Origin of the sequence: Sphingobacterium sp. UGAL515B_05 (assembly GCF_033097525.1) — a bacterium.
Taxonomy (GTDB): Bacteria; Bacteroidota; Bacteroidia; order Sphingobacteriales; family Sphingobacteriaceae; genus Sphingobacterium.
Genome location: NZ_CP109907.1, coordinates 208851 through 232551 on the forward strand (window position 1 = coordinate 208851; position 23701 = coordinate 232551).

General features: G+C 42.5%; 12 protein-coding genes. 6 read left to right on the forward strand and 6 right to left on the reverse strand.

What is annotated here, in order from left to right; genetic code table 11:
• The first annotated feature begins 44 nt into the window (after positions 1-44).
• Both OK025_RS00775 and OK025_RS00780 read left to right on the forward strand, forming a co-directional pair.
• Positions 45-1289 carry a glycoside hydrolase family 71/99-like protein gene (locus OK025_RS00775; protein WP_317667908.1) on the forward strand — a complete coding sequence of 415 codons (1245 nt, stop codon included), beginning with the start codon at positions 45-47 and terminating at the stop codon, positions 1287-1289.
• Positions 1290-1292: 3 nt separating this feature from the next.
• Positions 1293-3779 carry a glycoside hydrolase family 95 protein gene (locus tag OK025_RS00780; RefSeq protein WP_317667909.1) on the forward strand — a complete coding sequence of 829 codons (2487 nt, stop codon included), beginning with the start codon at positions 1293-1295 and terminating at the stop codon, positions 3777-3779.
• A gap of 190 nt (positions 3780-3969) precedes the next feature.
• Here the strand turns inward: OK025_RS00780 and OK025_RS00785 are convergent, their stop codons facing one another.
• The 6 genes from OK025_RS00785 to OK025_RS00810 all read right to left on the reverse strand — a co-directional run bounded on the left by OK025_RS00785 (position 3970) and on the right by OK025_RS00810 (position 16167).
• Entirely contained in the window at positions 3970-6225 is a 2256-nt protein-coding gene (locus tag OK025_RS00785) for a GH92 family glycosyl hydrolase (RefSeq protein ID WP_317667910.1), read from the reverse strand.
• A 97-nt stretch (positions 6226-6322) separates the two neighbouring features.
• Positions 6323-7303: a family 43 glycosylhydrolase gene (locus OK025_RS00790; RefSeq protein ID WP_317667911.1), complete on the reverse strand. Its 981-nt coding sequence runs from the start codon at positions 7301-7303 to the stop codon at positions 6323-6325.
• 69 nt (positions 7304-7372) lie between these two features.
• Entirely contained in the window at positions 7373-8104 is a 732-nt protein-coding gene (locus tag OK025_RS00795) for a DUF3823 domain-containing protein (protein WP_317667912.1), read from the reverse strand.
• A 10-nt stretch (positions 8105-8114) separates the two neighbouring features.
• Complete coding sequence (locus tag OK025_RS00800) at positions 8115-10088, reverse strand: RagB/SusD family nutrient uptake outer membrane protein (RefSeq protein WP_317667913.1); 1974 nt, start codon at positions 10086-10088, stop codon at positions 8115-8117.
• Positions 10089-10106: 18 nt separating this feature from the next.
• On the reverse strand, positions 10107-13304 hold the full coding sequence (locus OK025_RS00805; protein WP_317667914.1) for a TonB-dependent receptor: 3198 nt from the start codon (positions 13302-13304) through the stop codon (positions 10107-10109).
• A 259-nt stretch (positions 13305-13563) separates the two neighbouring features.
• Entirely contained in the window at positions 13564-16167 is a 2604-nt protein-coding gene (locus OK025_RS00810; protein WP_317667915.1) for a galactose oxidase, read from the reverse strand.
• 287 nt (positions 16168-16454) lie between these two features.
• Here OK025_RS00810 and OK025_RS00815 point away from each other — a divergent pair, with 287 nt between their 5' ends.
• The 4 genes from OK025_RS00815 (at position 16455) to OK025_RS00830 (ending at position 23694) form a co-directional block, all read left to right on the forward strand.
• Positions 16455-18284: a hypothetical protein gene (locus OK025_RS00815; RefSeq protein WP_317667916.1), complete on the forward strand. Its 1830-nt coding sequence runs from the start codon at positions 16455-16457 to the stop codon at positions 18282-18284.
• 146 nt (positions 18285-18430) lie between these two features.
• Positions 18431-19024, forward strand: coding sequence for an RNA polymerase sigma-70 factor (locus OK025_RS00820; RefSeq protein WP_317667917.1), 594 nt, complete (start codon positions 18431-18433; stop codon positions 19022-19024).
• A 45-nt stretch (positions 19025-19069) separates the two neighbouring features.
• Positions 19070-20245 (forward strand): FecR family protein, encoded by a 1176-nt coding sequence (locus tag OK025_RS00825; protein WP_317667918.1) that lies wholly within the window; start codon positions 19070-19072, stop codon positions 20243-20245.
• A gap of 158 nt (positions 20246-20403) precedes the next feature.
• Positions 20404-23694, forward strand: a complete 3291-nt coding sequence (locus OK025_RS00830; RefSeq protein WP_317667919.1) for a TonB-dependent receptor — start codon at positions 20404-20406, stop codon at positions 23692-23694.
• Positions 23695-23701 lie beyond the last annotated feature (7 nt).

A 23701-nucleotide genomic window follows, 5' to 3' on the forward strand; every position in this document is an offset into this window, starting at 1 on the left:
TGAGTTAATCGATATTTAGCAGAATAACTTAATTATAAATCGATATGATAGCTAAAACGCTCAAATTCCATCTTCTTGGCATCTACCTGCTTTTTTCGGTAGGCTTACTATTCGCACAAAAACAATACGATTCCTATCGCGGCCTCGTTATGGCCGGCTACCAAGGCTGGTTCAATAGTCCTACTGATGGTGCAGACCGCGGATGGTACCATTACCGTGGTAAAAACGGATTCCAACCCGGTTCTACAAATATCGATTTTTGGCCAGACGTCAGCACCTATCAAATAACCTATGACAGTCCTTTTATGACAAAAGATGGAAAGCCCGCTAAACTCTATAGCGCACATGACTATTCTTCGGTAAACCTTCATTTTAAATGGATGCAACAATACGGAATCGATGGTGTATTTATGCAACGATTCGTGGGTGAGATTGCTAACCCCAGTGGTCGCAACCACTTCAACACAGTGTTGACTTCGGCTATTCGTTCAGCCAATGAATTTGATCGCGCCATCTGCGTCATGTACGACCTTAGCGGAATTAAAGATGGTGACGACAAAATCCTAATGGACGATGTAGCCGCCCTTGAAAAAGAATGGAACCTCAAAAAGCGTGATCGCGCCAAAACCTATCTTTTTCATCATGGCAAACCACTGATTGCCGTTTGGGGTATCGGATTTAACGACGGTCGCAAATATAATCTCAAAACAGCCGAACGGATTGTCAATTACCTCAAACAAAACGGCTATAGCGTGCTTCTTGGCGTACCGACTTATTGGCGTGAATTGCGTCAGGATACCGAATCCGATCCATTTTTGCATGAACTCATCAAAAAATCAGATATCATTATGCCTTGGTTTGTTGGTCGATATAATCAGGCCGGATTCGATCAGTTCAAATCCCTGATCAAAGATGATATGGACTGGTGCAAACAACATCAAATCGATTATGCTCCACTTTGCTTCCCGGGATTCTCCTGGACGAACATGACCGGTAGCTCCCGTGCTTTTGTCCCACGTGATTCCGGAAATTTCCTGTGGAAACAATTACAGTATAACCTTTCTATTGGTGCTCAAATGCTCTACATCGCCATGTTTGATGAAGTCGATGAAGGTACCGCCATATTCAAGACACTGCATCAAAAAGATGTCCCACTTAATGGAACAGGCTCATTTGTCGGTATTGAAGATAATCTTCCAAATGATCATTATCTTTGGTTAACCGGACAGGCAAGCAAATACCTAAAAACCAAAACCGCAGCCCCCGTAAAACAACCAAAAAGAAACTAAAAGATGAAAATAAAAACGTTCCTATACTGCGCACTGCTACTGATGGGCAACACTACAATTAAGGCACAGCAGTCCACTAAAATAATAGATGCCCCAGCTAGTCAGCGGCAACATAAGATCACGCAATTCTGGACAGACCGCACACAGATTCAATCGGCTGCAAGTCTCTCCGCAGGCCCTTTAACGTTATCCTATGCACGTCCCGCAGGAGTTTGGGAGGAAGCTCTACCGCTCGGTAACGGTCAGCTCGGTGCCATGGTTTTTGGTGGTGTCGCCGATGAACGCGTCCAACTGAACGAAAGTACACTTTGGGCCGGTCATCCGCAGGATCCCAATAATCCCAAGGGGAAAATGTATCTGCCCCGGATACAACAACTTCTTTTTGAAGGTAAAAATAAAGAAGCAATCGACCTTGCAGACACAACGTTGATGGGCTTACCCAAAAACATCAAACCCTATCAGTCGCTTGGCGAACTATGGTTTGATATGCCCCATCTTAAAGCTGAACAGTATATGCGCTCGCTTGATCTTGAGCGTGCATTGCAACAAACAAGCTACGTGTATAATGGTGTCAAGTTCTTTCGCGAGTCATTCATTTCAGCTCCTGCCAACGCGATGGTCATGCATTATACAGCAAACAAGAAACAGGCACTCGATTTAAACTTCACCTGGAAAAGAACCCAGGATTTCAGTTGCACCGCTGATCCGACAGATCCTACGCAATTGCTACTTCAGGGGCAGATTGGCCAATCTGCTCATGCCCATGAGCGCGGAACAAAGTTTGCCGCAATTGCAAAAGTAATCCTTAAAGGCGGTAAACTTATCAATGCAGACGGCCGCATAGCGATTACCGGAGCAGATGAGATTACCATCATCGTCACCGCTGCTACTGATTATCCCGGATTGAAGCATATCGCCTATCCACAAACCCCGGTGGATATTGATCCACTTGCAAGCTGCCGCAAGGTAATCAGTAGCCTGAACAAACAGCATTATCAACAGTTAAAACAAGCTCATATAGAAGATTATCAACAGTATTTTAATCGGGTCAAGTTGAATCTTCCAGATCCAGAACAAGATAAACTCGCAAAACTACCCACTGATTCACTCATTCGGCTGACAAAAGAATTGCAAAAGGTACCTAATACTTTAGTCAACAAATTCTTTCAGTTTGGTCGTTACCTTTTAATCAGCAGTTCACGTCCAGGACATATGCCGGCAAATTTGCAGGGCTTATGGGCTTGGCAGATGGATCCACCTTGGAATGCTGATTTTCATACCAATATTAATTTGCAAATGAACTATTGGCCCGCTGAGGTAACCAATCTTTCTGAATTGCATAAGCCCCTATTTGACCTCACAAAGGCATTAATCCCTTTTGGTGAGCGTACCGCAAGCAAGCTTTATGGAGCCAAAGGCTGGGTGGTACATCATCTCACCGATGCCTGGGGCTACACAGCTCCAGCCGATGGGGTACAGGGCATTTGGCCAATGGGATCGGCCTGGATGGCGCAGCACCCCTGGGAACATTATAACTATACTGGCGACCGAGAATTTTTAAAAGTCCAGGCTTATCCTATTATGAAAGGAGCGGCTGAATTTATTTTGGATTTTATGGTCAAAATCCCCCAAGGTAAATCATTTGCCGGTTATTGGACCACCAACCCTTCGCATTCCCCTGAGAATAGTTTTATCCTACCATCGGGTGAAGTTTCCAGTTTTACCTACGGTGCCACCATGGATACACAGATTATCCGCGACCTCCTGCAAAATTGTGTTGAAGCTACAAAGCTCTTAGATTGCGATCCTGATTTCAGACAACGCTGTCAAGCTGCCTTAACCAAACTTATTCCAACACAAATCAGCAAAGAAACAGGTCGCATTATGGAATGGATCGAAGATTATAAAGAGACTGAGGTAAATCACAGGCATACGTCACATTTATTTGGTTTGCATCCGAGCAACCAGATTTCAATCGTTAATACGCCCGAACTAGCCGAAGCTGCAAAAAAGACGCTATTAAGTCGGGGCGATCATGGCACAGGTTGGAGTCTGGCCTGGAAAATCAATATGTGGAATAGATTGCATGACGGAGAACATGCCTACCGCTTATTGTATAACCTGATCAGTGATAAGACACTGCCCAATCTGTTCGATAATCACCCACCCTTCCAGATTGACGGGAACTTTGGCGCAACCGCAGCGATTGCCGAAATGCTGCTGCAAAGTCAGGTCAGGGACAAAAACAACAATTACCTCATCGAGCTGCTACCCGCTTTAAGCCACAACATGGATCAGGGAAGCGTAACCGGACTTAAAGCAAGAGGAAATCGTACGGTGAATATACAGTGGGAAAACGGTAAGCTTAAGAAAGCTGAAATCCTCCCCAGCAGTAATGGTCCGGTCTGTATCAGCTATGCAGGTAAACAGATCGAACGGAATGGAACAAAAGGTACAGCAGTCTTGATTACCCCCGATATGTTTCAATAAGGGAGTGTTCATCCAAATTTGAGCTGCTTACCATAATTTTGGTTGTTCAGTTTAAAGCAAGGTGAACATCTTATCGCAAATAGCTAATGGAAAACAGCTATCTATAAACTAAAGCGCTGTTGATCGACGATCAACAGCGCTTTTTAATTTTTTTACTTTCTGGCATACACATGCTGGTAAGCAGGCTTTGTTAGTTCCCCCAATTTCGATTTGCGCTATCCCCCATCACAAATTCCAATGTACCACCTTTCAGCACATCGGCATGGGTCAACTGTGGAACGTTCAGCGGCTGCCCATTTAATTTCGCCGATTGAATGTATTTGTTTTTTGCAGATGCATTCTTGCCGATAATGACAAAAGACTTGCCATTAGGAAGCTGTATGCTCACTTTCTGAAAAAATGGAGATCCGATGCTGTAGGAAGTCAGCCCTGGTGTTACGGGATAGAAGCCCATTTGGGAAAAGACCACAAAAGCAGACATCCCGCCACCGTCTTCATCGCCAGGTACCCCCATTAGATCGTTTCGAAACCACTCACCGATCAGTTTATGGATCCGTTTCTGTGTCATCCAAGGTTGTCCGGCATAATTATAGAGATAAGGAATATGCAAAGCCGGCTCATTCGCCATGGAAAATTGTCCAACATTACCTGTATGATCGGGAAGCTGCGCATAAAAATCAAATTTCGACCGCCCCAAAGGCTGCTGAAACATCTCATCGAGGTACTTGACAAACAATTCATTTCCCCCCATCAATTTGATCAGATCCGGAATATTGTGCTGTACATCCCAGCGATAGATCCAGGCATTGTTTTCACCATAATACTCGCGTGCTCCCTGTCCGCCAGAAAACACATAATCAAAAGGCATGATAAAATTTCCCTTGTCATCTTTGGGATGGAAAAATTTGGTCTGTTCGTTGAAAAGATTTCTATAATTGAAAGATTGCTTCATAAAGAGATCATAATCAGCCTGAATACCCAATTCTTGAGCAAGCTGTGCCAAACACCATAAGTCATAAGAAGTGCCCAAGGTTACAGCGACAGGTTGTCTCCGTTCAAAACCGTTTACTTCTGGTATCGTTTCTTTTTCACCTGGGTACAATGCTGGAATATAGCCTTTCTCCTTAAAAAATTCGTCTAATTTCCCCGCGGCTTTACCCGACCAAGGAGCCAGCGTCTTTTCTGTAATCGCACCTTTTGCTGCCAGATAGGCTTTCTTGATATCAAAATTACGCACGCCTTTGCGGTATGCATCCAACAAAGTTGCTACACCATGGTTGGAATTCATCCTTCGACTATCACCGGTAATCTCAGGGAAAGTAGGCAGCCAAGGCTGCTCCATTTGTTCAGACATCCGGACAAAAGAATTGAGGATCAAGGATTCTGTGCCAGGCTCCAACAATACCCGTAATGGATGATGTGCACGGTAGGAGTCCCAGATCCAGTCATCGGTAAAAAAAGGTTTGCCCTCGTCCTGATGTACCTTACCATCGAACGCACTATAATAACGGCCATCCTCAGAAATATTGACTGGGCGTTCATAGGTGCGGTATAAGGAGGTATAAAACACATGTTTATTAGACTCATTGTCGCCTTCCACAGCTATTTTACCTAAAGCGTCGTTCCATATTTTACGCCCTTTTTCAGCGAGCTTCTTTTGATCAAAGTCGCTGATTTCACGCTTTAAATTGGCTTTTGCCTGTGCGACATCGATAAATGAAACGCCATATTTCATGCGCAGGCTAGTCCCTGCCTGATTAAACTCCAATACCATACAGGAATTCTTACCAACAGCTTCTGTTGCATTTTCCAGTTGTTGCCCCTGCAGTCGCTTTACCGCAACAGGCTTGGATTCGGGAATAGCATAAATATACACGTGCGTACCATTACCAATATCCTGTGTACCCGAAAGTCCCTGTCCGTCCCATTGAAGTTTCCCTTCCTGTGAGTTGAACTGAAGGTATTTTGTCGAAGTTGTCGGAAACGTAAAGGTATACATCCCCGACTGATGCGACAGCGCATAGTCTACCTGAATATTCTCTTGATCCAATAGCACCGAATAGGCATACGGATGTATTTCCTCCTGATCGTAACTATACAGTTGTACCGGTTTCAAACTGCCTGGCAATTTCACCATGGGACTAAGATTGAAAGCCGATTTTCCACGATGACTGGTAACGATAAGCGGCAGACCAAACAGACGGTCTGACGTATAGTCTCCCCGCTCAGGATAAACGCGCAAAAGGCTGTTTGGCAAGTGAACCGTTGGATAGGTTGGTACCAATAAATGGCTGATGTTTCCCATATAAGGATTGACATAATCAACATAATCTTTCGTCATTTTAGCTTGGGAAAAACCTTTTAGCATACTGACCGAAAGAAGAGAACAGCAACATAGTGTGCGTAACAATGTATTGGTTTTACGTTTGATATTCTTCGTTAGCATTTTAAACAATTAAGTGTTCGATGGTTTAAGGGCGAAACAGTTGTTCCGCCCTTAAAGTTAATTTTTTTTGGCAACATATCGTCTTCGTGCCCATCGATTATTTGGGACCTGTCAATAAGCCCGTCTGCTTTACCTTCTTGATACTGCCGTCCTTATTGTACTCCAAGCGGTCTACGCAGATGGAACGAAGCCAATCGTTGAATTCGCCATTTTTTTGTGACAATTCACTGTTATGGTAAAAAGCGTACCATTTACCTTTAAACTTGACAATGGAGCCATGGTTTGTATAGCTATTCGTCGGATCCATATAGATGCCCATTGATTTCCATGGTCCCATTGGGTTATCACTTACCGCATAGCGCATGCGGTTATCTCCTTTTACTCCATCTTTCCAGTTCTCATCGTGGTTGTCAGAATAGGACAGATAATATTTTCCATTATACTTGTGTACCCATGAAGCTTCGTGGAAATCTTCCAAACCTTCCATCTTTTGCAATTCACCATCAATCTCCATCATATTGTCTTTGAGCTTACCTGCTTTACAGACGCCACCGCCCCCCTGATAAAAATAGGCCTGTCCATTATCATCGATAAAGATATGCGGATCAATAAGTGCTTCGGCACCTTTTACATAACCCTGTACCACAAAATCTTTTGCTGGTGATTTACTCGTAGCTACACCAATTTTCCAGGTCTTATTCCACTCCGTACCACTTGGGTGTGGAAAATAAAAATAATAAGTACCATTTTTATAGACACAATCCGGAGCCCACATAAATCCACCTTCTTTTCTGCCCCAAGGGACTTGTGAGGCGCGCAATATTTCGCCATGATCGGTCCATGTTTTCATATCCGCCGTCGAAAACACATGATATTGATCCATCAGATCGCAACCTTGAGGCGGAGCAATATCATGTGAAGCGTACACATACAGGCGGCCATCGGCCCATACCCGTGCCGAAGGGTCTGCGGTATACATATGTTTGATAAATGGGTTATCTTGCGCCTGCAAGTGTGTCGCAAAAAATAATGTCATGCCCAATAGGCATCTGGAACCTGCTTTAATAAATTGTTTCATCCGAATAATTATTTAGTATTGAGTAGTAGTAGCGGGCACCAAGTCCCGCTTATTGTTTAGATTCTTTCCTTAAGGTACTTTAATAACCTCCACTTCCGAATAATTGAATTTTTCGTAGGTGTCGCGCACCTTTGCGCCCATACGTACATAATAGGTATACCCTGATTTCAATGGAATATCCTTGATCGTGTAGGTTTCCTTCCCTTCTCCGGTCTGCATATTGCCGATATTTTCCCAGTTTTGATTGATCAATGCGCGATATTCATCCTTATAATACGCATCAATACGGTTACCAGCCCCACAGTATGGTGTCAGACTCAGGAATGGGCGAACCTCAATCACTTGCGGCAATCCACCCGTAATAGGTGCGGCAAGCGTACAGGAAATTTCCAGTTTATTTTCCGCTTTTAAGGTCCACTTCACATTTTTGATCTGTAGGTAGGGCGTCACCTCAAAGTTTTGCTCTGCATTAGCCCCCAGTTGGTAACCTTCGATTTTCTGCGCTGGCCAAAATGCACCACCATAGGGCTGGAGGGTATAGGTCGCCTGAAAGAGTTTTGTATGATTATACGATCCGTCCTGCTTGACGGCAATATCCTGCGGTGCGGGATTGTCGCTCCAACTGGTTTCTAGCAGACGGATGCTAAATTCGCCCTGTCCGGTCAGGAAGGGTTTATTCGTTACCTTGTCTATGACCTGCCCTTTCATAGTCGCATTCGGACCATCGTAATTATCTGTTTTCGAACAGGCATTTAAAAATAACAAGCCTGTCAATGCTGTAAATAAATATATCGTTCTCATTTCCGCTCAATTAGTAAATAGGGTTCTGTGGATATAGATTAGGGTTTTTGTTCAGTTCTCCACCCGGAATAGGTTCATAATACCATTTCTTTTCAAAGTTGAACGTCTTATTCCAAGGCTCTTTTTCGCGAATAAAAATAAAGGAGTTGATCCGTTCACCGCCCGGAGTATATTTCAGTTCATCCAATACAAGGTAAGGCATCAGCGAATTGGGCACAAAGTTATTGAGCTCCACATCTGCAATGCGCCATCTCCGCATATCCCACCAATGGTGATTTTCAAAGCAAAGTTCACGTTCGCGCTCCTCGCGTATAAACTGCAGATTTCCATCCAGGGGATAACCATATTTACCGGAGAGGTTTGCCGAAGCAGCTGTATAGAGATAAGGCTTGGCACCAGCACGATTACGGATCTGCGCGATGTATTGGAATGCTTCCTGTTTAAGCGTTTCATCATTTTTGATCAGGCCGAGTTCATAAGCAGCTTCAGCCTTATTCAAAAGTATCTCCGCGAGCCTAAAGACCTTCCAGGGTTGTGTACTGTTATACAACTTCACATCCTTGGTAGACATTTTATAGTTAATGTATTTACGGATGTAAAATCCAGTTCGGGTGTTGTTGGCATGTCCATCTTTCCACATGCCATGCTCCCCTGTTATATTGATCTTCGTACCATTGTAGTCAAACAGGCTATTTTTGGGGCCAGCCAGGATTCGATTTGACTCGCTATTTATCGCCGCAGTACCCGCGCCCATCTGTGCATCAGCAGCCTTACCGGGAAAGGTTTTATAGAGTCCACGCTGAATATCGAAACTCCGTCTTTCGGCGCCTTCACGTAATTCCATCCCTGAGAAGTAAAATGTGGCCCGCTGACGAGGTTCCAAATCGGCATACAGCTGTTTACGGTCCGTGTAACGTACTGGTTTCCCTCCGGCATCAGTGATTGGAAGTTCACCGAATAACTCCACGACATTCAATACGGGATATGCCGCAGACTCATTGTCACTCGAAAAGGTCGGATTGGGTAAGTGGGTAGCGTCATAGCTGTGTTTGAGACGGTTGTTGTGCGGTGCGGTCAGACTATACTCCTTGATCAGAATATCCTCAGGACTGTCTAAGTCCAAAAACAAATTTACGTAGTTGAGTTCCTTATCCTGTGCATTTTTATTATACAGACTGTACGGTCCTGCCAGCACGGTTGTTGCAGCATCATAAGCCTGTTTGAAGAACCATTCTGCTTCTTCCTTTTTGATACCGACCAACTGCATGTCTGTTGCATCACCAGAGAGATTGCTGTACGAACTATATTTAGCAATACTACCGGCATACAACATGGCGCGGGAAAGTAGAGCTGCTGCCACATATTTGTTGGCGCGGCCGCGTTCGCTGCTTCCAGACATCATTGAAATAGCCACCTGCAAGTCTTCATTGATAAAATGATAAACCTCAGATTCTTTATTTCTGCTGACTAAGAGCTGTTCTTTATCAGCTGTTGGATCCTGCACGTCCTTTATAATAGGTACCCCACCGTAGCGTTTAACCAAAGCAAAATAATAGAAAGCACGCAGGAAATGGGCTTCCCCAAAGATCTGGTTGTACCCCTGCTCGGTGTAATTGGCTTTGTATTTAGGCAGGCCTGCAATCAGGGTATTGACATTCCGGATGCGATCATATGGCCAGTAACCAAAACCCTGTGCTCCAGCTACCCCCCAAAATTGTCCGGTCATCTCGCCGCTCATGGCCGCAAGTGTTTCCGAATTTTGCCAATAATTGTCCCATCTAAATCCTCTTTCAGGATGATATACAAAGTCTTCTATGGGCAGATAGCTGTACATTCCAGCGACATATTTACGTGCTCCAGCCTCATTTCCAAAAAGCGCATCTTCACCCAATACCCCTAGTGGATCCAGATCCATTTTTTTACAGGATTGCATGCCCGAGCACAGAAAAAGGCCAATGATTGCTATAGCGATTGATTTTTTCATGTTTTGTTCGTTTTGAGATTAAAATTTAATGGATGCTCCAATGTTGTAGGTTTTATTGATGGGATATTTGTACACATCAATATCACCCGATGAAGAACCTCCGGCAGATCCTGGGTGCTCGGGATCGGTATATTTGAGACCTGTCCATGTCAACAGGTTATAAGCACTCGCATAGATCCTGAGATTCTTTATTTTTAGTGTCTTCAACCATTGTTGCGGGAGAGAATACCCCAGTTCTAAGGTTTTCAGACGCAGATAGGAGGCATTTTGAACTGCCCGGGTTCCTTCGGCCATGGCAGAGCCCGTAGAAGGATAATATCCAGCAAGCCATTGGGTACTTGGGTTAAATAGATCGGCACCGGCATCAACTGGTCTCCAGCGATCCAAAAACTGCGTCAAAGCACCGCCGTCAAACTGCAATGGCCCTGCCAGTACCTCACTATACTGTACATACACTTTTGCTGCACCCTGAAAATTCATCGTCAGATCCAGACCGCGCCACGATCCTCCTAAGGTAAAACCATAGTTGATCAAAGGCATATTATACGTTGCAATAGGATGATTGTCGGCATCGTTGATCACTCCATCGCCATTCCAGTCCTGATAGTAATAATCACCAGGCAATGTACCGCTACTTACCAATGTTGGGTGGTTATAAATCTGCTCATACGATCCAAACTGTCCGGCATATTCCTTGCCCCACCAGATATCCTTATTACGATTAGAGTAGCGGTTACGCCAGTTGTCGTACGAATTACCTGCTTTTGATTCTACGCGGTTTACAAATTGACTTTTCGTAGAAGAGACCTGCGCATTAATATAATAATTGAAATCATTGATCTTATTGCGATGTGTCAAAGAGAGCTCATAACCGAAGGTGCGATCGCTTTCCAGATTTTCCTGCGGTAGGTTGGCACCAACAGTACCGGGGATCAAGTCAAGGCTTGTCGCTAGAAGGCCTGAGCGATTACGGTTAAAATAATCAAAAGTCAAGCCCAGCTTGCCGTTCCATAGATCCATATCCAAACCCACGTCAGCAGTTTTGGACGTATACCAGGTGAGATTAGGGTTGGGAATTGCTGTCGGCAGGGCCCCATTCACGAGGTTTCCACCAAAGATCCATCCCGTTTCATTGGGTTCCAGTGCATAACCAACGATGGTTGAAGGGTAATTACCTGCCGAACGGTCATCCCCAAGCTTACCATAGGATGCCCTTATTTTTAAGTTATTGATAAAACTGTAGTTGTTTTTAATAAACCCTTCTTCGCTGATACGCCAGCCCACCGAGGCCGCCGGGAAAAATCCCCAGCGTGATTCTTTTGGAAATTTAGAGGAGCCATCATAACGAAAACTAAATTCGGCGATGTATTTACCCAAATAATCGTAATTGAACTTACCGACCAAACCTCGCGCTGTACGTTCGCCAATACCTTCCATATTTGCCAATTGGTTCTTGTCCTCACCAGCAAATAGATATTCCGAATTGACCATGATCTCCCGTTGTGCATAGAAGCTATCCCATTTGTTATATTCTTCGACGAAAAGCAACAAACCGGAGACCTGGTGTTTTTCGGCAAAACGACGGTTATAATTCAACGAGAACTGCATCAGGGAATGCGTATCCGGATAGGAACTCCGCCTCACGGTCGTAGGGGCATTTTTCTCATGTGCATTATACTTTTCAGGGGTTATAATCTGGCCGTTACCATCATAGACAGGTGGTGTATAGCTATATAAAAAATAGGACTTTTTGAAATCCGTATTGTCACTGTACTTGAAGTCATAATTATAGGTTGCCTTCGCATTTAATCCTTCCACAAAGGGCACTTTATAGTCTAAAGCGATAATACCGTTGAATTGCTTACGCAAAAATTTACGATAGCCCGTCTGTTTGGAATCCGTTACCACGACCGGATTTTCGTTATCGATCATCTCGAAATTCGGATAAAGGGGATTGTCGTTGACATAGATCGGAACAATAGGTCTTTGTCTCCAGGCCTGTTTGTAGACGGCCCAGATATCCGTACGTGGTTGGTTGGTCTCATCGGCATACCCGCCCACATCCAAAGACGCTTTCAGACGATCTGTGATCTGCGCATCGATGTTGGAGCGAAAATTCCAGCGATTATAGTTGAGGCTCTTGCTTTTGTAAGCGCCCATCTGATCCATATGGCCCAGGTTGAAGAAATAATTAACTTTCTTGCCGCCACCGTTGATGGAAAGATTGTGCTGGTATTGCGGCGATACTTTGTCGAATGCTGCATCCACATAATTGGATGTCTTTTTTGTGCCGTTCTGATACGCTTCAAAATCTGCCGGCCCAAAAATATGAGGCATCTTCGCCGGATAATTGCTATTAAAATGGCGACCTATCTGTTCGTTTTTAAGCTGCATATAGGCAAGGGCATCCACCGTATTGGGAACATAAAGAAACTTTTGCCAGGCACGATTATAGGAATAGTTTATTTCAAAGTTTCCATCTTCGTTACTTCCCCGGCGTGTGGTCACCAAAAGAACACCATTCGCCGAGCGCACACCGTAAACAGCTGCTGAAGCATCCTTTAATACGGATACACTTTCGATTTCATTGGCATCCATGCGTGACAGATAATCTTTATCACGGGGGATCCCGTCGACCACAATCAGGGGCTCACCCATTCCGCGGATGTCGATATTTGATTCAAACGATCCCGGTTGGCTCGACTGTTGGCTGATACGCACACCGGGCATCTTACCGGCTAACATATTGACCACATTTTCATTTTTTGTTACCGTGATTTCTTTATTGTTCACCGATGATATCGCCCCTGTTAACGAAGCCTTTTTCTGCGTGCCATACCCCACAACCACGACCTCTTCCAAGCTTGTATTATCTTCGTTGAGCAACACATCCATGAGGCGTTGTTGCCCAACGATCATTTCAGTCTTGCGGTAACCGACGTAAGTGATCACGAGTTTGTCTCCCGGCGATGCGTTAATTTTGAAGCGTCCCTGACCATCAGACGATGTTGTCTGCCCGGTGCGGAGGTCTGTAATGGAAGCCCCAGCGATCGGCTTATCATTTAAAGTCTGCACCTTACCTTCGATCTGCTGTTGCTGCGCGATGGTTGCCATTGGAGACAATAGCAGCAGCGAGGACAATGCCCACTGCCAAGGGTAACTACGGAGCTTGTTCCACGGCAGTGGCCTTTCATTAAAAATGAAGTTTGTTTTCATGTATTGTTTTAAATTGGTTATTGAATTATGTATTAGGTTTATGTATTTAGGGAGGACCTGTTTGCTACAAACAGTCCATTACCGCTATTCCCTAGGGAAGAGCTGAAGATAATTTTTCGCTTTCATTTGATTGGTTATTAAGTATGAAAACGAATATATTGGCGAGGGGTATAATAGAACATTAACAGAAGATTAACAGGTATTCAAAAACACTATTAACAACTGTATATCAACACATTAAAATTTTAAATATTTTTTCTTAATCTAGACAGTCTTTAAAACTTTTGGGGTAAGCTTCACCATATAAACGAGCGTAGATCTGACAGAAATTCTCATAGCACTGTAAGGCCAGGCTGTGATAGCCCAGCTGTAACAAGGAACGACATTTATGAACCATTGCCTCCTCATTGATTTCATCAAAATAGAATATCTTATTGCAGATCTCAATAATCAGTTCAGCATTATCCTGCACATTCAGATTTTCAATAAAATTGCCCAACGTTGTGAGCACCAGAATAGACATTTCACTTTTAAAATTATCGAGCCACTCATAGTCCACTTCGAAAAGGAAGCCGCCTTTGTCAATTATATCGAGTAATTCCCTAATTTCAGTTTCTGTAAAATATTTTTTATTGGATACCATCCTGCTGAAGCGGAGGTAATCGATATACACGGTATCCATTGGTTCTATGCACCAGTAACCACTTTTTTTGGTCACCCTAAAATCACCCAATTGCTCGAGTAAACTATTGAGCTTGGCGATGTTCACTGACCGATTATTACGCGCACTGGACTGGCTCTTATCGGACCAAAATAGCTCAGTCAGCTTCTCTGAGCTAATTCCCCGCTCCCATCGTACAGTATAGAGAATAAAAATCAGCAGCATTTCCTTAAGCAGTGGCGAAAACTTCTTTGTGATTTCTTTGCCAGCAAGATCCACAATCTGAAGGTCGCCACCGAAAAGGTAGATTCCGGCGCCATGTCGGGTTTCAAATCCCTTGGCCACTTTCTTGGGTTGCGAAAGATCAACCAATTGCCCACTTTTATCTTGTTCCCTCTCCTTCAAAGGTGCTGCCTGTAGGTGCGGCTCTTCTATTTTATCGGTTTTTATGACCGGAATAGCCTGTTTTTTTTGCTTGCTTCTTTTTCGATACCACCAGATCAAGAGCGATAATCCCATTACAGCGAGGACATAAAGGCTGTATTTAAGCAGCATAGGCTTAGCCAAAGGCATTATACCCTGTTCAGACGGTAAGGGAGGAGCCAGTAAAGTATAAATCGTTGCCTTAGTCAGATCGGTCTTGTCATCATAAAACAAGGTGACTGCAACAAAGGACTTAGATTTCGGCGCATAATAGAGATCGGCAAAAGAACGGATGTCATGAAAATCGAAGGGTATACTGCTCCCCAAAAACTGGTATTGTGTTCCTTTGAGGCTACTTGCCACCAGTTGTAAATGTGTTTTGAATTTATTGTTCGGGAAAATCAATCCATAAAACAGTCCACTACTATCTTCAACGACCAGACTATTGGCCCATACCATATCGGCGAATGCAGATGAAAATTCGTGAACTTTTAACGACTTGCGGTTTTTGAAATCAAGCTTAAGAAAATCATTTGAAATGCGGGGATTCAACATTTGATCTCCTGTGGAACTACCATAACCTCCGGCCAGATATACCCCATCTCTTCCCTGCCCCATTCCCGCAAGATAATGCGGAAAAATTTCATCACCTGTAAAAGGAATGCTATCCCAAGATTGTGTAGGCAGATGATAACGCAATACGCCCGCTTTGTATTTAAAATGGCCATAGCCCCCGATCATATAGATACTCGTGTCGGACGAATTAAAATATTTGTTGAACAGCCAATAGTTTGTGCCTACCGCAGGAAAATCAAATTGTTTATTCCATGTTCGACTGGTGGAATCATAAGCAGCAACAATTTTTTGGTCGATGGAGATATTCAGGACGTTCTTTTTGATCGGATCAAAAAGCGATTGACTGCCATTGACGAGCAAAAGCTTGCCATCGGCATATTCCTGCGAACGTACGTCACTACCACCAATTTTATTGATCATCAAACGCTTATTTCCAACAAAAAACAGTGTTTCTTGATTTTTGTCAAAGGCCACGCTAGCTTGTCCTTCCAGTGTAAAAGAAGCCTGTGTTTTCCATTCACTACGTTGCCGCTTGATCCAGATCGGATTACCGATTTCCGCTGTGCTCTTTTTTTGCGCATCTAAACTCTTGGTCCCGGAAGACTCATCCAATGGCCAATAGTATTTAAGTTTGCTATTATCCGCAATTCGAATATCCTTTAAGCGCATGGGAGGAACATCCATTGTCTGGAAGTTTTTCATCATATTTGCACCAAAAACAAGCTTAAACTGAGGCGCAAACTGTTTGTTGAGCCGATAGGAATACCGGGCCTTTCCGACCTCAAAGTAAAGCTCCTTTTTATCCATATCGAGCTCGAGGCACATTGGCGTCCAGTTATAATACAACTGTAAGGCTGTGATATTGAAAGATACCGGGGTAAAGTCCTCCCCAACTACCAATTTAAAATGTTTGTCCTGATCAAGCCGCCGATCGTATATCAGATCGATATTGACACCATCATCCGTAATCAGTCGAAAGATATAACCAAAATAATCCTGTTGGAGTGGCAAAAAGGAAAGATCGAATGAAACAGACAGTTTATGCTGAAAAGAAATTGATTCGTTGGTACCGATCTGCAGGCTAGTCCGCTTATCCGCCTCCATGTTGTGGCTGGCAAATTCTAACCCATATTGCGCCGATCCAATCTGACAGATCAGTACAAACCAGAAAACCAGAAAAAGATGTCTTGATTTTTTCTTCACAATTTAGATTAAGCCTGATCTCAAAAATATAAAATTTTAAATAGAAATCTAAAATTTCTGCAACTATTACCTTAGTAGGTGTAGCGATATTTTGCCTAGCAGCAAATTTCTTCTTCATCGTGTATGTTGCTTCCATTTATGAGTAAAACCATGTTTTTCACATGCGTAAAAAAAACGCTACGCTTCACGACTTCATTTGGATGTTGAGCGATTATCCCTATATTCGACGAGCCAAATCCCATAGGGAAATTGTGCGAAATAAACCAATTTATCAATAGCAGGACATCATGAACATCCTAAAACCTTATTTGCTTATCTTTCTCCTACCATTCGTGTATTTTGACAGCCTTGCGCAGTCCGCAACGAAGAGTATCGATCTTTCCACCTATGGGGTTATTCCCAACACGGGCAACAATAGTACGGCATTGGTCAATAAAGCTATTCAATCCATCCTCAGCAAGAGTGGCAAGAAAGAAGCTATTATTTTAAAATTCAAAAAGGGACGTTATGACTTTCATCCAGAAGGGGCGCTAAGCCGCAAATACTACATCTCCAATCACGATCAGGACAACCCCAAGACCGTAGGTATGGCATTTGAAAATTGCGACAACATCACAATTGATGGACAAGGATCAGACTTTATCTATCATGGCCGCATGTTACCTATCGCATTGATCGAGAATAAAAACCTCACGTTGAAAAATATCCACATCGATTTTGAGCGCCCCCAGATCTGCCAGGTCAAGATTTTACAAAACGATACAACCAACGGTACAATTACCTATCAAACTGCACCTTGGGTAACCTATACAATCAAAGACAGCATATTTTACAATACCGGTGAAGGCTGGCAACTGAGACCGACATCGGGGATTGCCTTTGAAGAAAAGACCAAACGGATAGTCTATAATACAAGCGATATCCGCGTGGGCACAACCAAAGTGAAAGAGCTCTCTCCGGGTATTATTCAAGCGCAGCAATGGAAGAACAGCAAGCTTATACCGGGCACCATCGTTGCCATGCGCGCTGGATTTCGTCCCAACCCGGGTGTATTTGTCCATAAAGGAAAAAATATTCGACTTGAAAATATTGCCGTCCATTACGCCGAAGGCATGGGCTTGTTAGCTCAATTAACGGACAACATCACATTGGAAGGTTTCCGAATTGCACTTCGCGGCGATCAGGATCCGCGTTATTTTACGGCTCAGGCTGACGCGACACATTTTTCGGGTTGTAAGGGTATCATTGTATCGAAGAATGGACTGTATGAAAATATGATGGATGATGCCATCAATATCCATGGTACCTACCTGAAGATCACCAAACGACTAGATGACAAAACATTGATCGGTCGTTATATGCACGATCAATCCTACGGATTTGACTGGGGCTACCAGGGGGATACGGTCCAATTTATCCGATCCAGTACAATGGAACTCTGGGACCAGAAAAATAAGGTCCAATCCATTACCGTTTTACGCGAGAAAGCCTCAGACCCAATCCGTGAATTCAAGATTACTTTAAGTAATGCTTTGGACCCGGCTATTGACCCAACAAAAATGGATATTGGCATCGAAAACCTCACATGGACGCCAAGTGTGCTATTTAGCGGGAATACCATACGCCACAATCGAGCACGAGGTGCTCTATTCAGTACGCCAAAAAAGACCCTGGTAGAAAACAACTGCTTTGATCATACTTCAGGTACAGCTATTCTCCTGTGTGGCGATGCCAATGGTTGGTACGAAACGGGTAGCTGCCACGATATTCGCATCCGGAACAATACTTTCATCAATGCCTTGACCAATATGTTTCAATTTACCAATGCGATTATATCGATCTATCCAGAAATTCCGGATTTAAAAAATCAGCAGAAATACTTCCATAGCCATATCGTCATCGAAGACAACCGCTTTGAAACCTTCGATAAGCCTATTCTTTACGCCAAATCAGTCAATGGATTGGTCTTTCGCAACAACCAAATCAAGACCAATCAGGAATATCCTGCATTTCATTGGAATAAAAAGCCCTTATTTTTTGAACGTGTCGCAAATAGCAGTATTTCAAACAATACGGTAAATGGCAAACAAAGTGATTTACAAACGTTGGATCAATAGAGATTTTACTATCTTAGTATATTCTTCACGAAGTTGGTAACAGCCGAATTTCGTGAAGAATAGCTTACGTTCAATAAAGCAAACATCTAACCGGGTGTAATAGTCGGATGATCTAGGCACGCTATACACAACATTTATAACAGCATTTGAAAGACAACATTGCCATATTGTACAAATTATCCCAGGGTAATCAAATTGCCCTGAAGATACTTTATGATAAATATGCGCAAATGGTTTACCAATTTGCGCATCATATTTTAAAGGATGAGCAGATTGCGGAAGAAATTGTACAGGATACTTTTCTCCAGCTATGGGACTCAAGAGAAAAAATAGATATAGACAGCAATATTCGAACATTTATCTATGTAATCAGTCGAAATAAATGCTTCAATAGGCTCAAACAGCTTAAAAGATACCATAACCTCTTCGAACCCCTATGCTCCGAAGGATCTCATGATTGCATTTTTGAACAAGACCCTTTGGCGGAAAAAGAAGTGAACGAAGCACTGGAACAATTGGTTCAAAAGCTACCCACAAAACAACAGCTCGTATTTCGTATGAGTCGATTCGAGGGACTGTCACATCAGGAAATAGCGCAACAGTTATCCATTTCGACAAATACCGTAAAAAATCATTTGGTGTCTTCTTTAAAATTTATCAAAGAAGAACTCAAGCGTACCCCAGGAGATTCTTCGATCATCTATCCCTTATTATTTTTTACTTTTTTTTTCATCGACTAGTCCTTAGCCCAACTCAATATTGTTCTTATAATAAAGACCAATATCATGATGACCAATTCTGAGTTTGAAAACTTAGTCAAAGACTATCTCGAAAATAAACTTAGTCCAGAACAGGAACGACAATTAATAGTTCTATTGACCACTGATCCCAGTGCCGATCTTTTGGCTAAATTTGACAAATTTTACCTCAAATATTCCAAGGAAGTCGCGCTGGAAAAAAATAAAAAAGACAAGATTTGGTCCAATATCCATGCGCATTTAGTTCAAGATACCCCGTATCAAACTGGTGCCATAAAAAATAGCCGTTGGAAAACCTTCCTTCCTTATGCAGCCATTTTCATTGGTATAATTTCTCTTGCGACACTTTTATTTACGCTTACCTACAAAGATAAGGATGAGACCCATCAACACAACACGACAGTAAATCAAATCTTTCTGAAAAAACATAGCGGTCTCATTTATGCCAGCAATAACACTAACGGCAACAACATCCCATTGAAGCAATCCGAGTTCAAAACCTATGGGATTGTCAAGGATTCAGCGGGCACTCTTGTTTTTCGACAAGGCGACAAACATGTTTTAGCCAACAACACGAAATTGACTATTCAAACCCAAAAAGGGCAAACACAAGCACTTGTTCTACCTGACGGTTCAAAAGTATGGATCAATAGCAATTCACAGATTACGTTTCCGAGAAGCTTTAACGAAAAGGAACGTCAGGTACAATTAGTCGGCGAAGGGTATTTTGAGGTCACTCATCTCGATCGACAGCCCTTCTCTGTCCAAGGATTACATTATACTACCGAGGTGCTGGGAACACATTTTAATATCCAAAGTTACCCTAACAGTATAGAAAGGATTTCATTACTGGAAGGGAAAGTAAAGGTTCGTAGTCCAAAGACTGTGATCCACCTTTCTCCTGGGCAGCAAGCATACGGAGAAACTGCAACGCCTAAAAAAATCGGAATAGATACAACGGATATCTTGGCATGGCAGCAAGGTTATTTTAAATTCGAGAATGTGGATATTTATCAATTAACCGAACAAATTAGAGACTGGTATGATGTTAAATTTATTAAGATCAACTCACAAAGCGAGGATAGATTTTCAGGAACCTATCGACGCACCAATGATCTAAGTGATCTACTCAACAATCTAGAGGAAGTTTCCAACCTGAGATTCAACATAAAAGAAGGAGGCATTTATGTAACCAATAAATAAACTTTAAATAAAAAAACGGAAGTGCTCCAACACTCCCGCAGTTAGATAACGACCAACAAAACGAAAATTATTAATCAATTTATCCAGTTCAAATGTATAAAACTTCTTATTCATTTCGATATCCTACGACCAGGATTATCGTAAAAACTATGATTTTTATGAAACTGATTATCCTGTTTCTAGTAATAGCCACGTTCCATGTCACTGCAAATAGTTATGGACAAAACATTTCGCTACATGTGAAAGGTGAAAGCTTCAAATCTATTTTAACAAAGATTAGAAAACAGAGTGGCAAAGACTTTCTTTACAATTCTCAACAAATTGATGAAGACAAAAAAATGAATCTCAGCATTACCAACAAGCCTTTAGCCGAAGCACTACGCATATTACTAGCCGATCAGCAATTGACCTATAGCGTGCGTAATAATGCAATTTTGATCCATCCCAATGCTTCTGCTTCAACCACAGCTGGAAAAGACAATACATTTCAACAGGATCTTCGGGGCAAATTAAAAGACAATACTGGAAAGCCTATTGCCGGAGCCACTATTCTGCTCGTCGGTACCGGACAATCTGTGGCGACAGACGAACATGGTGATTTTCAATTTGCCAAGACTCCGCCCAGTGGTGAGCTTCGCATTAATTTTATTGGATTTAAAGAGAAAACAATATCTTTTCAACGGTCCCAACAGCTCGTCATTACTTTAGAGCCTCAAATCAATGAAATGGAGGAAGTCGTTGTTGTGGGCTATGGTGTTCAAAAAAAATCAGACCTCACAGGTTCAATTTCTGCCGTTCAAGCTAAGGATTTCACACAAGGATCCAATATCAACGCCCTTCAGTTGATCAATGGTAAGGCACCAGGTGTAACCATCAGCCAAACCAATTCGGCGCCTGGGGCAGGAACCAAAATACAGGTCAGAGGTGCTGGTTCCATTAACAGTAGTAATGATGCCCTGATTGTCGTAGATGGGCTACCTGGTATCGACCCTAGTAGTTTAAGTCCGGATGACATCGAATCCATAGACATTTTAAAAGATGCCTCAGCAGCTGCTATTTATGGTACTCGTGCTGCAAGCGGTGTAGTGCTTATTACAACAAAAAAAGGAAAATCTGGCACAGCTATAGCGAAATATGATAGTTATATCGGGTTTCAAAATGTATCAAAAAAATTGGATGTCCTTAACGGAAAGCAGTACATGCAAGTTCTGAATGCTATCCGAAAAGATGCAAACAAAGACGCCATTTTTACGGAAGACCAGATCAACAACATGGGAGAAGGAACCAATTGGCAGAATGAAATATTTAGAAAAAATGCGGTCGTACAGAATCATCAACTAAGCTTTTCCGGCGGTGGGGACAAGAGTAATTTCTATACCGCTCTAAATTATTTCAACCAAGATGGTCTAGTAAAAAACTCGGGCTACGCTAAAATTAATTTCAGAACAAATCTGGAATTTCGACCAAAGGATTATATAAAATTCAATATAAATGGAAATTATACCCGTGGTAACCAGCAAGCAATCTATACATCCAATGGCGTGAATGAAGCCGCGGGCCCGCTCAATAGCGCACTGCAATTTGACCCCACGCTACCGGCACACCTCAATGAACATGGTCGATACTACCTTAATAACTTTATCGCTTTAGACAATCCATTGGCCCTAATCAATGGTAAGGAGAATAGAAATATCTCCAATACCTTTTACGGATTGATTACCGCAGAAATTAAACCTTTTACCGACTTTACAGCAACATTACGTGTTGGTGGAAGTACCGCCAACATGATGAACTCCAGTTATACGGACCGATCGACCATAAACGGTCTTGCCAATGGCGGATTGGGTTCAAAAAATGCGTCAAGTGGCCACCAATGGTTGGGCGAGTTTTTACTCAACTACAATAAAAAAATTGGAAAACATCAATTGGCTTTCTTATTGGGAACAACATTTGAAGAGTTTCAAAGTGAAGGCGTGGGAGCCAGTTCAATGAAATTTTTATCTGACGTCACTTCTTACAACCTTTTACAGAGTGGAGATGGTGATAAAGGCGACAATGTAAGTTCTAGTAAAAGCCGAAACAGACTCAATGGTGTATTAGGCCGTATCAATTATAATTTTAACGATCGTTATTTTATTACAGCCTCTTTGCGTTCAGATGGTACATCGCGCTTTTCTGAAGAAAACAAGTTTGCATTTTTTCCTTCCGGAGCTTTTGCCTGGAAATTAACGGATGAAGATTTTCTTTCCCCTTTGAAAGAAAATGGTACCACGCTTAAACTGAGATTTGGATATGGACGATTAGGAAACCAAGGAATAGACAATTACCAAACAATCAACACCTTGGTCGCGTCGGGAAATGCTGTCTTTGGTGATAAGATTTATCAGGGTGTTGTCCCAGCGAGACTACCTAATAAAAATCTACGGTGGGAATCTACGGAAGAAATAAATCTAGGATTAGATTTTGAGCTTTTGCGTGGGCGAATTACGGGATCTGTCGACGCGTACAAACGTAATACTAAGGATCAACTATTCAGTAAGCCCATTTCTTCAGTGGTGGGTTTTAGCAACTACATGGTCAATTTTGGAAATGTTGAAAACCGTGGTATTGATTTACAGTTAAACAGTAAAAATATTATTCGTGATCAATGGCAATGGAACAGTCTATTTAATTTGGCTTTACTAAAAAATGAAGTCAAAGAGCTACCAGATTTTATTCCACAACTTATTACGGGATCTATTGCCAGTTTTATCTCCAACTATCAACTTGTAGAACGGGGTCAACCCATGTTATCTTTCTATGGGTATGAGACGGAGGGAATATTTCAGAACGATGCGGAGATAAAAAACTCAGCACAACCTGAAGCAAAGCCGGGGCATATTCGCTTTAAAGATCAGAATCAAGATGGGAAAATAGACTTAAAAGATCGAACCACTTTAGGAAAACCTTTTCCTTCAATCAATCTGAGCCTTTCCAATACGTTCAAGTATAAAGATGTTTCACTGGACTTCCTACTTCAATACGTGGGCGGAATTAGTATGTTAGACGCCAATATCACCGAAACTCTCTATCCTACCAACGAATACCGCAACAGGTTATCCGAATACTACCTGAATAGGTGGACTGCAGAAAACCCGACCAATCAATATCCGAGCGGCGTAAACCCCACTGCCTATGGTGGCGACTATATTATCAATTCAATGACGGTAAGAGATGCATCGTTTTTAAGACTCAAAAATATCAATTTAAACTACGAGGTATTGAAAAATGGAAAATCAGTCAATCGCGTCAATATATTTCTGGCACTAGAGAATTTGGCAACTTGGACCAAATATAAAGGTTATGATCCTGATGCAAGTGCGACAGGAACTAATGCCGTTTCCAAAGTGAGCTACAATAGCTACCCCTTAGCACGCACGATTCGATTGGGATTAAACCTTACACTCTAAATTCGAC

Excerpts from the sequence above, each read along its gene's own strand:
- OK025_RS00825 (WP_317667918.1), top strand. The coding sequence starts at position 19,070 with ATGATGACCAATTCTGAGTTTGAAAACTTAGTCAAAGACTATCTCGAA.
- OK025_RS00815 (WP_317667916.1), top strand. The coding sequence starts at position 16,455 with ATGAACATCCTAAAACCTTATTTGCTTATCTTTCTCCTACCATTCGTG.
- OK025_RS00775 (WP_317667908.1), top strand. The coding sequence starts at position 45 with ATGATAGCTAAAACGCTCAAATTCCATCTTCTTGGCATCTACCTGCTT.
- OK025_RS00780 (WP_317667909.1), top strand. The coding sequence starts at position 1,293 with ATGAAAATAAAAACGTTCCTATACTGCGCACTGCTACTGATGGGCAAC.
- OK025_RS00805 (WP_317667914.1), bottom strand. The coding sequence starts at position 13,304 with ATGAAAACAAACTTCATTTTTAATGAAAGGCCACTGCCGTGGAACAAG.
- OK025_RS00790 (WP_317667911.1), bottom strand. The coding sequence starts at position 7,303 with ATGAAACAATTTATTAAAGCAGGTTCCAGATGCCTATTGGGCATGACA.
- OK025_RS00800 (WP_317667913.1), bottom strand. The coding sequence starts at position 10,088 with ATGAAAAAATCAATCGCTATAGCAATCATTGGCCTTTTTCTGTGCTCG.
- OK025_RS00785 (WP_317667910.1), bottom strand. The coding sequence starts at position 6,225 with ATGCTAACGAAGAATATCAAACGTAAAACCAATACATTGTTACGCACA.
- OK025_RS00830 (WP_317667919.1), top strand. The coding sequence starts at position 20,404 with ATGAAACTGATTATCCTGTTTCTAGTAATAGCCACGTTCCATGTCACT.
- OK025_RS00795 (WP_317667912.1), bottom strand. The coding sequence starts at position 8,104 with ATGAGAACGATATATTTATTTACAGCATTGACAGGCTTGTTATTTTTA.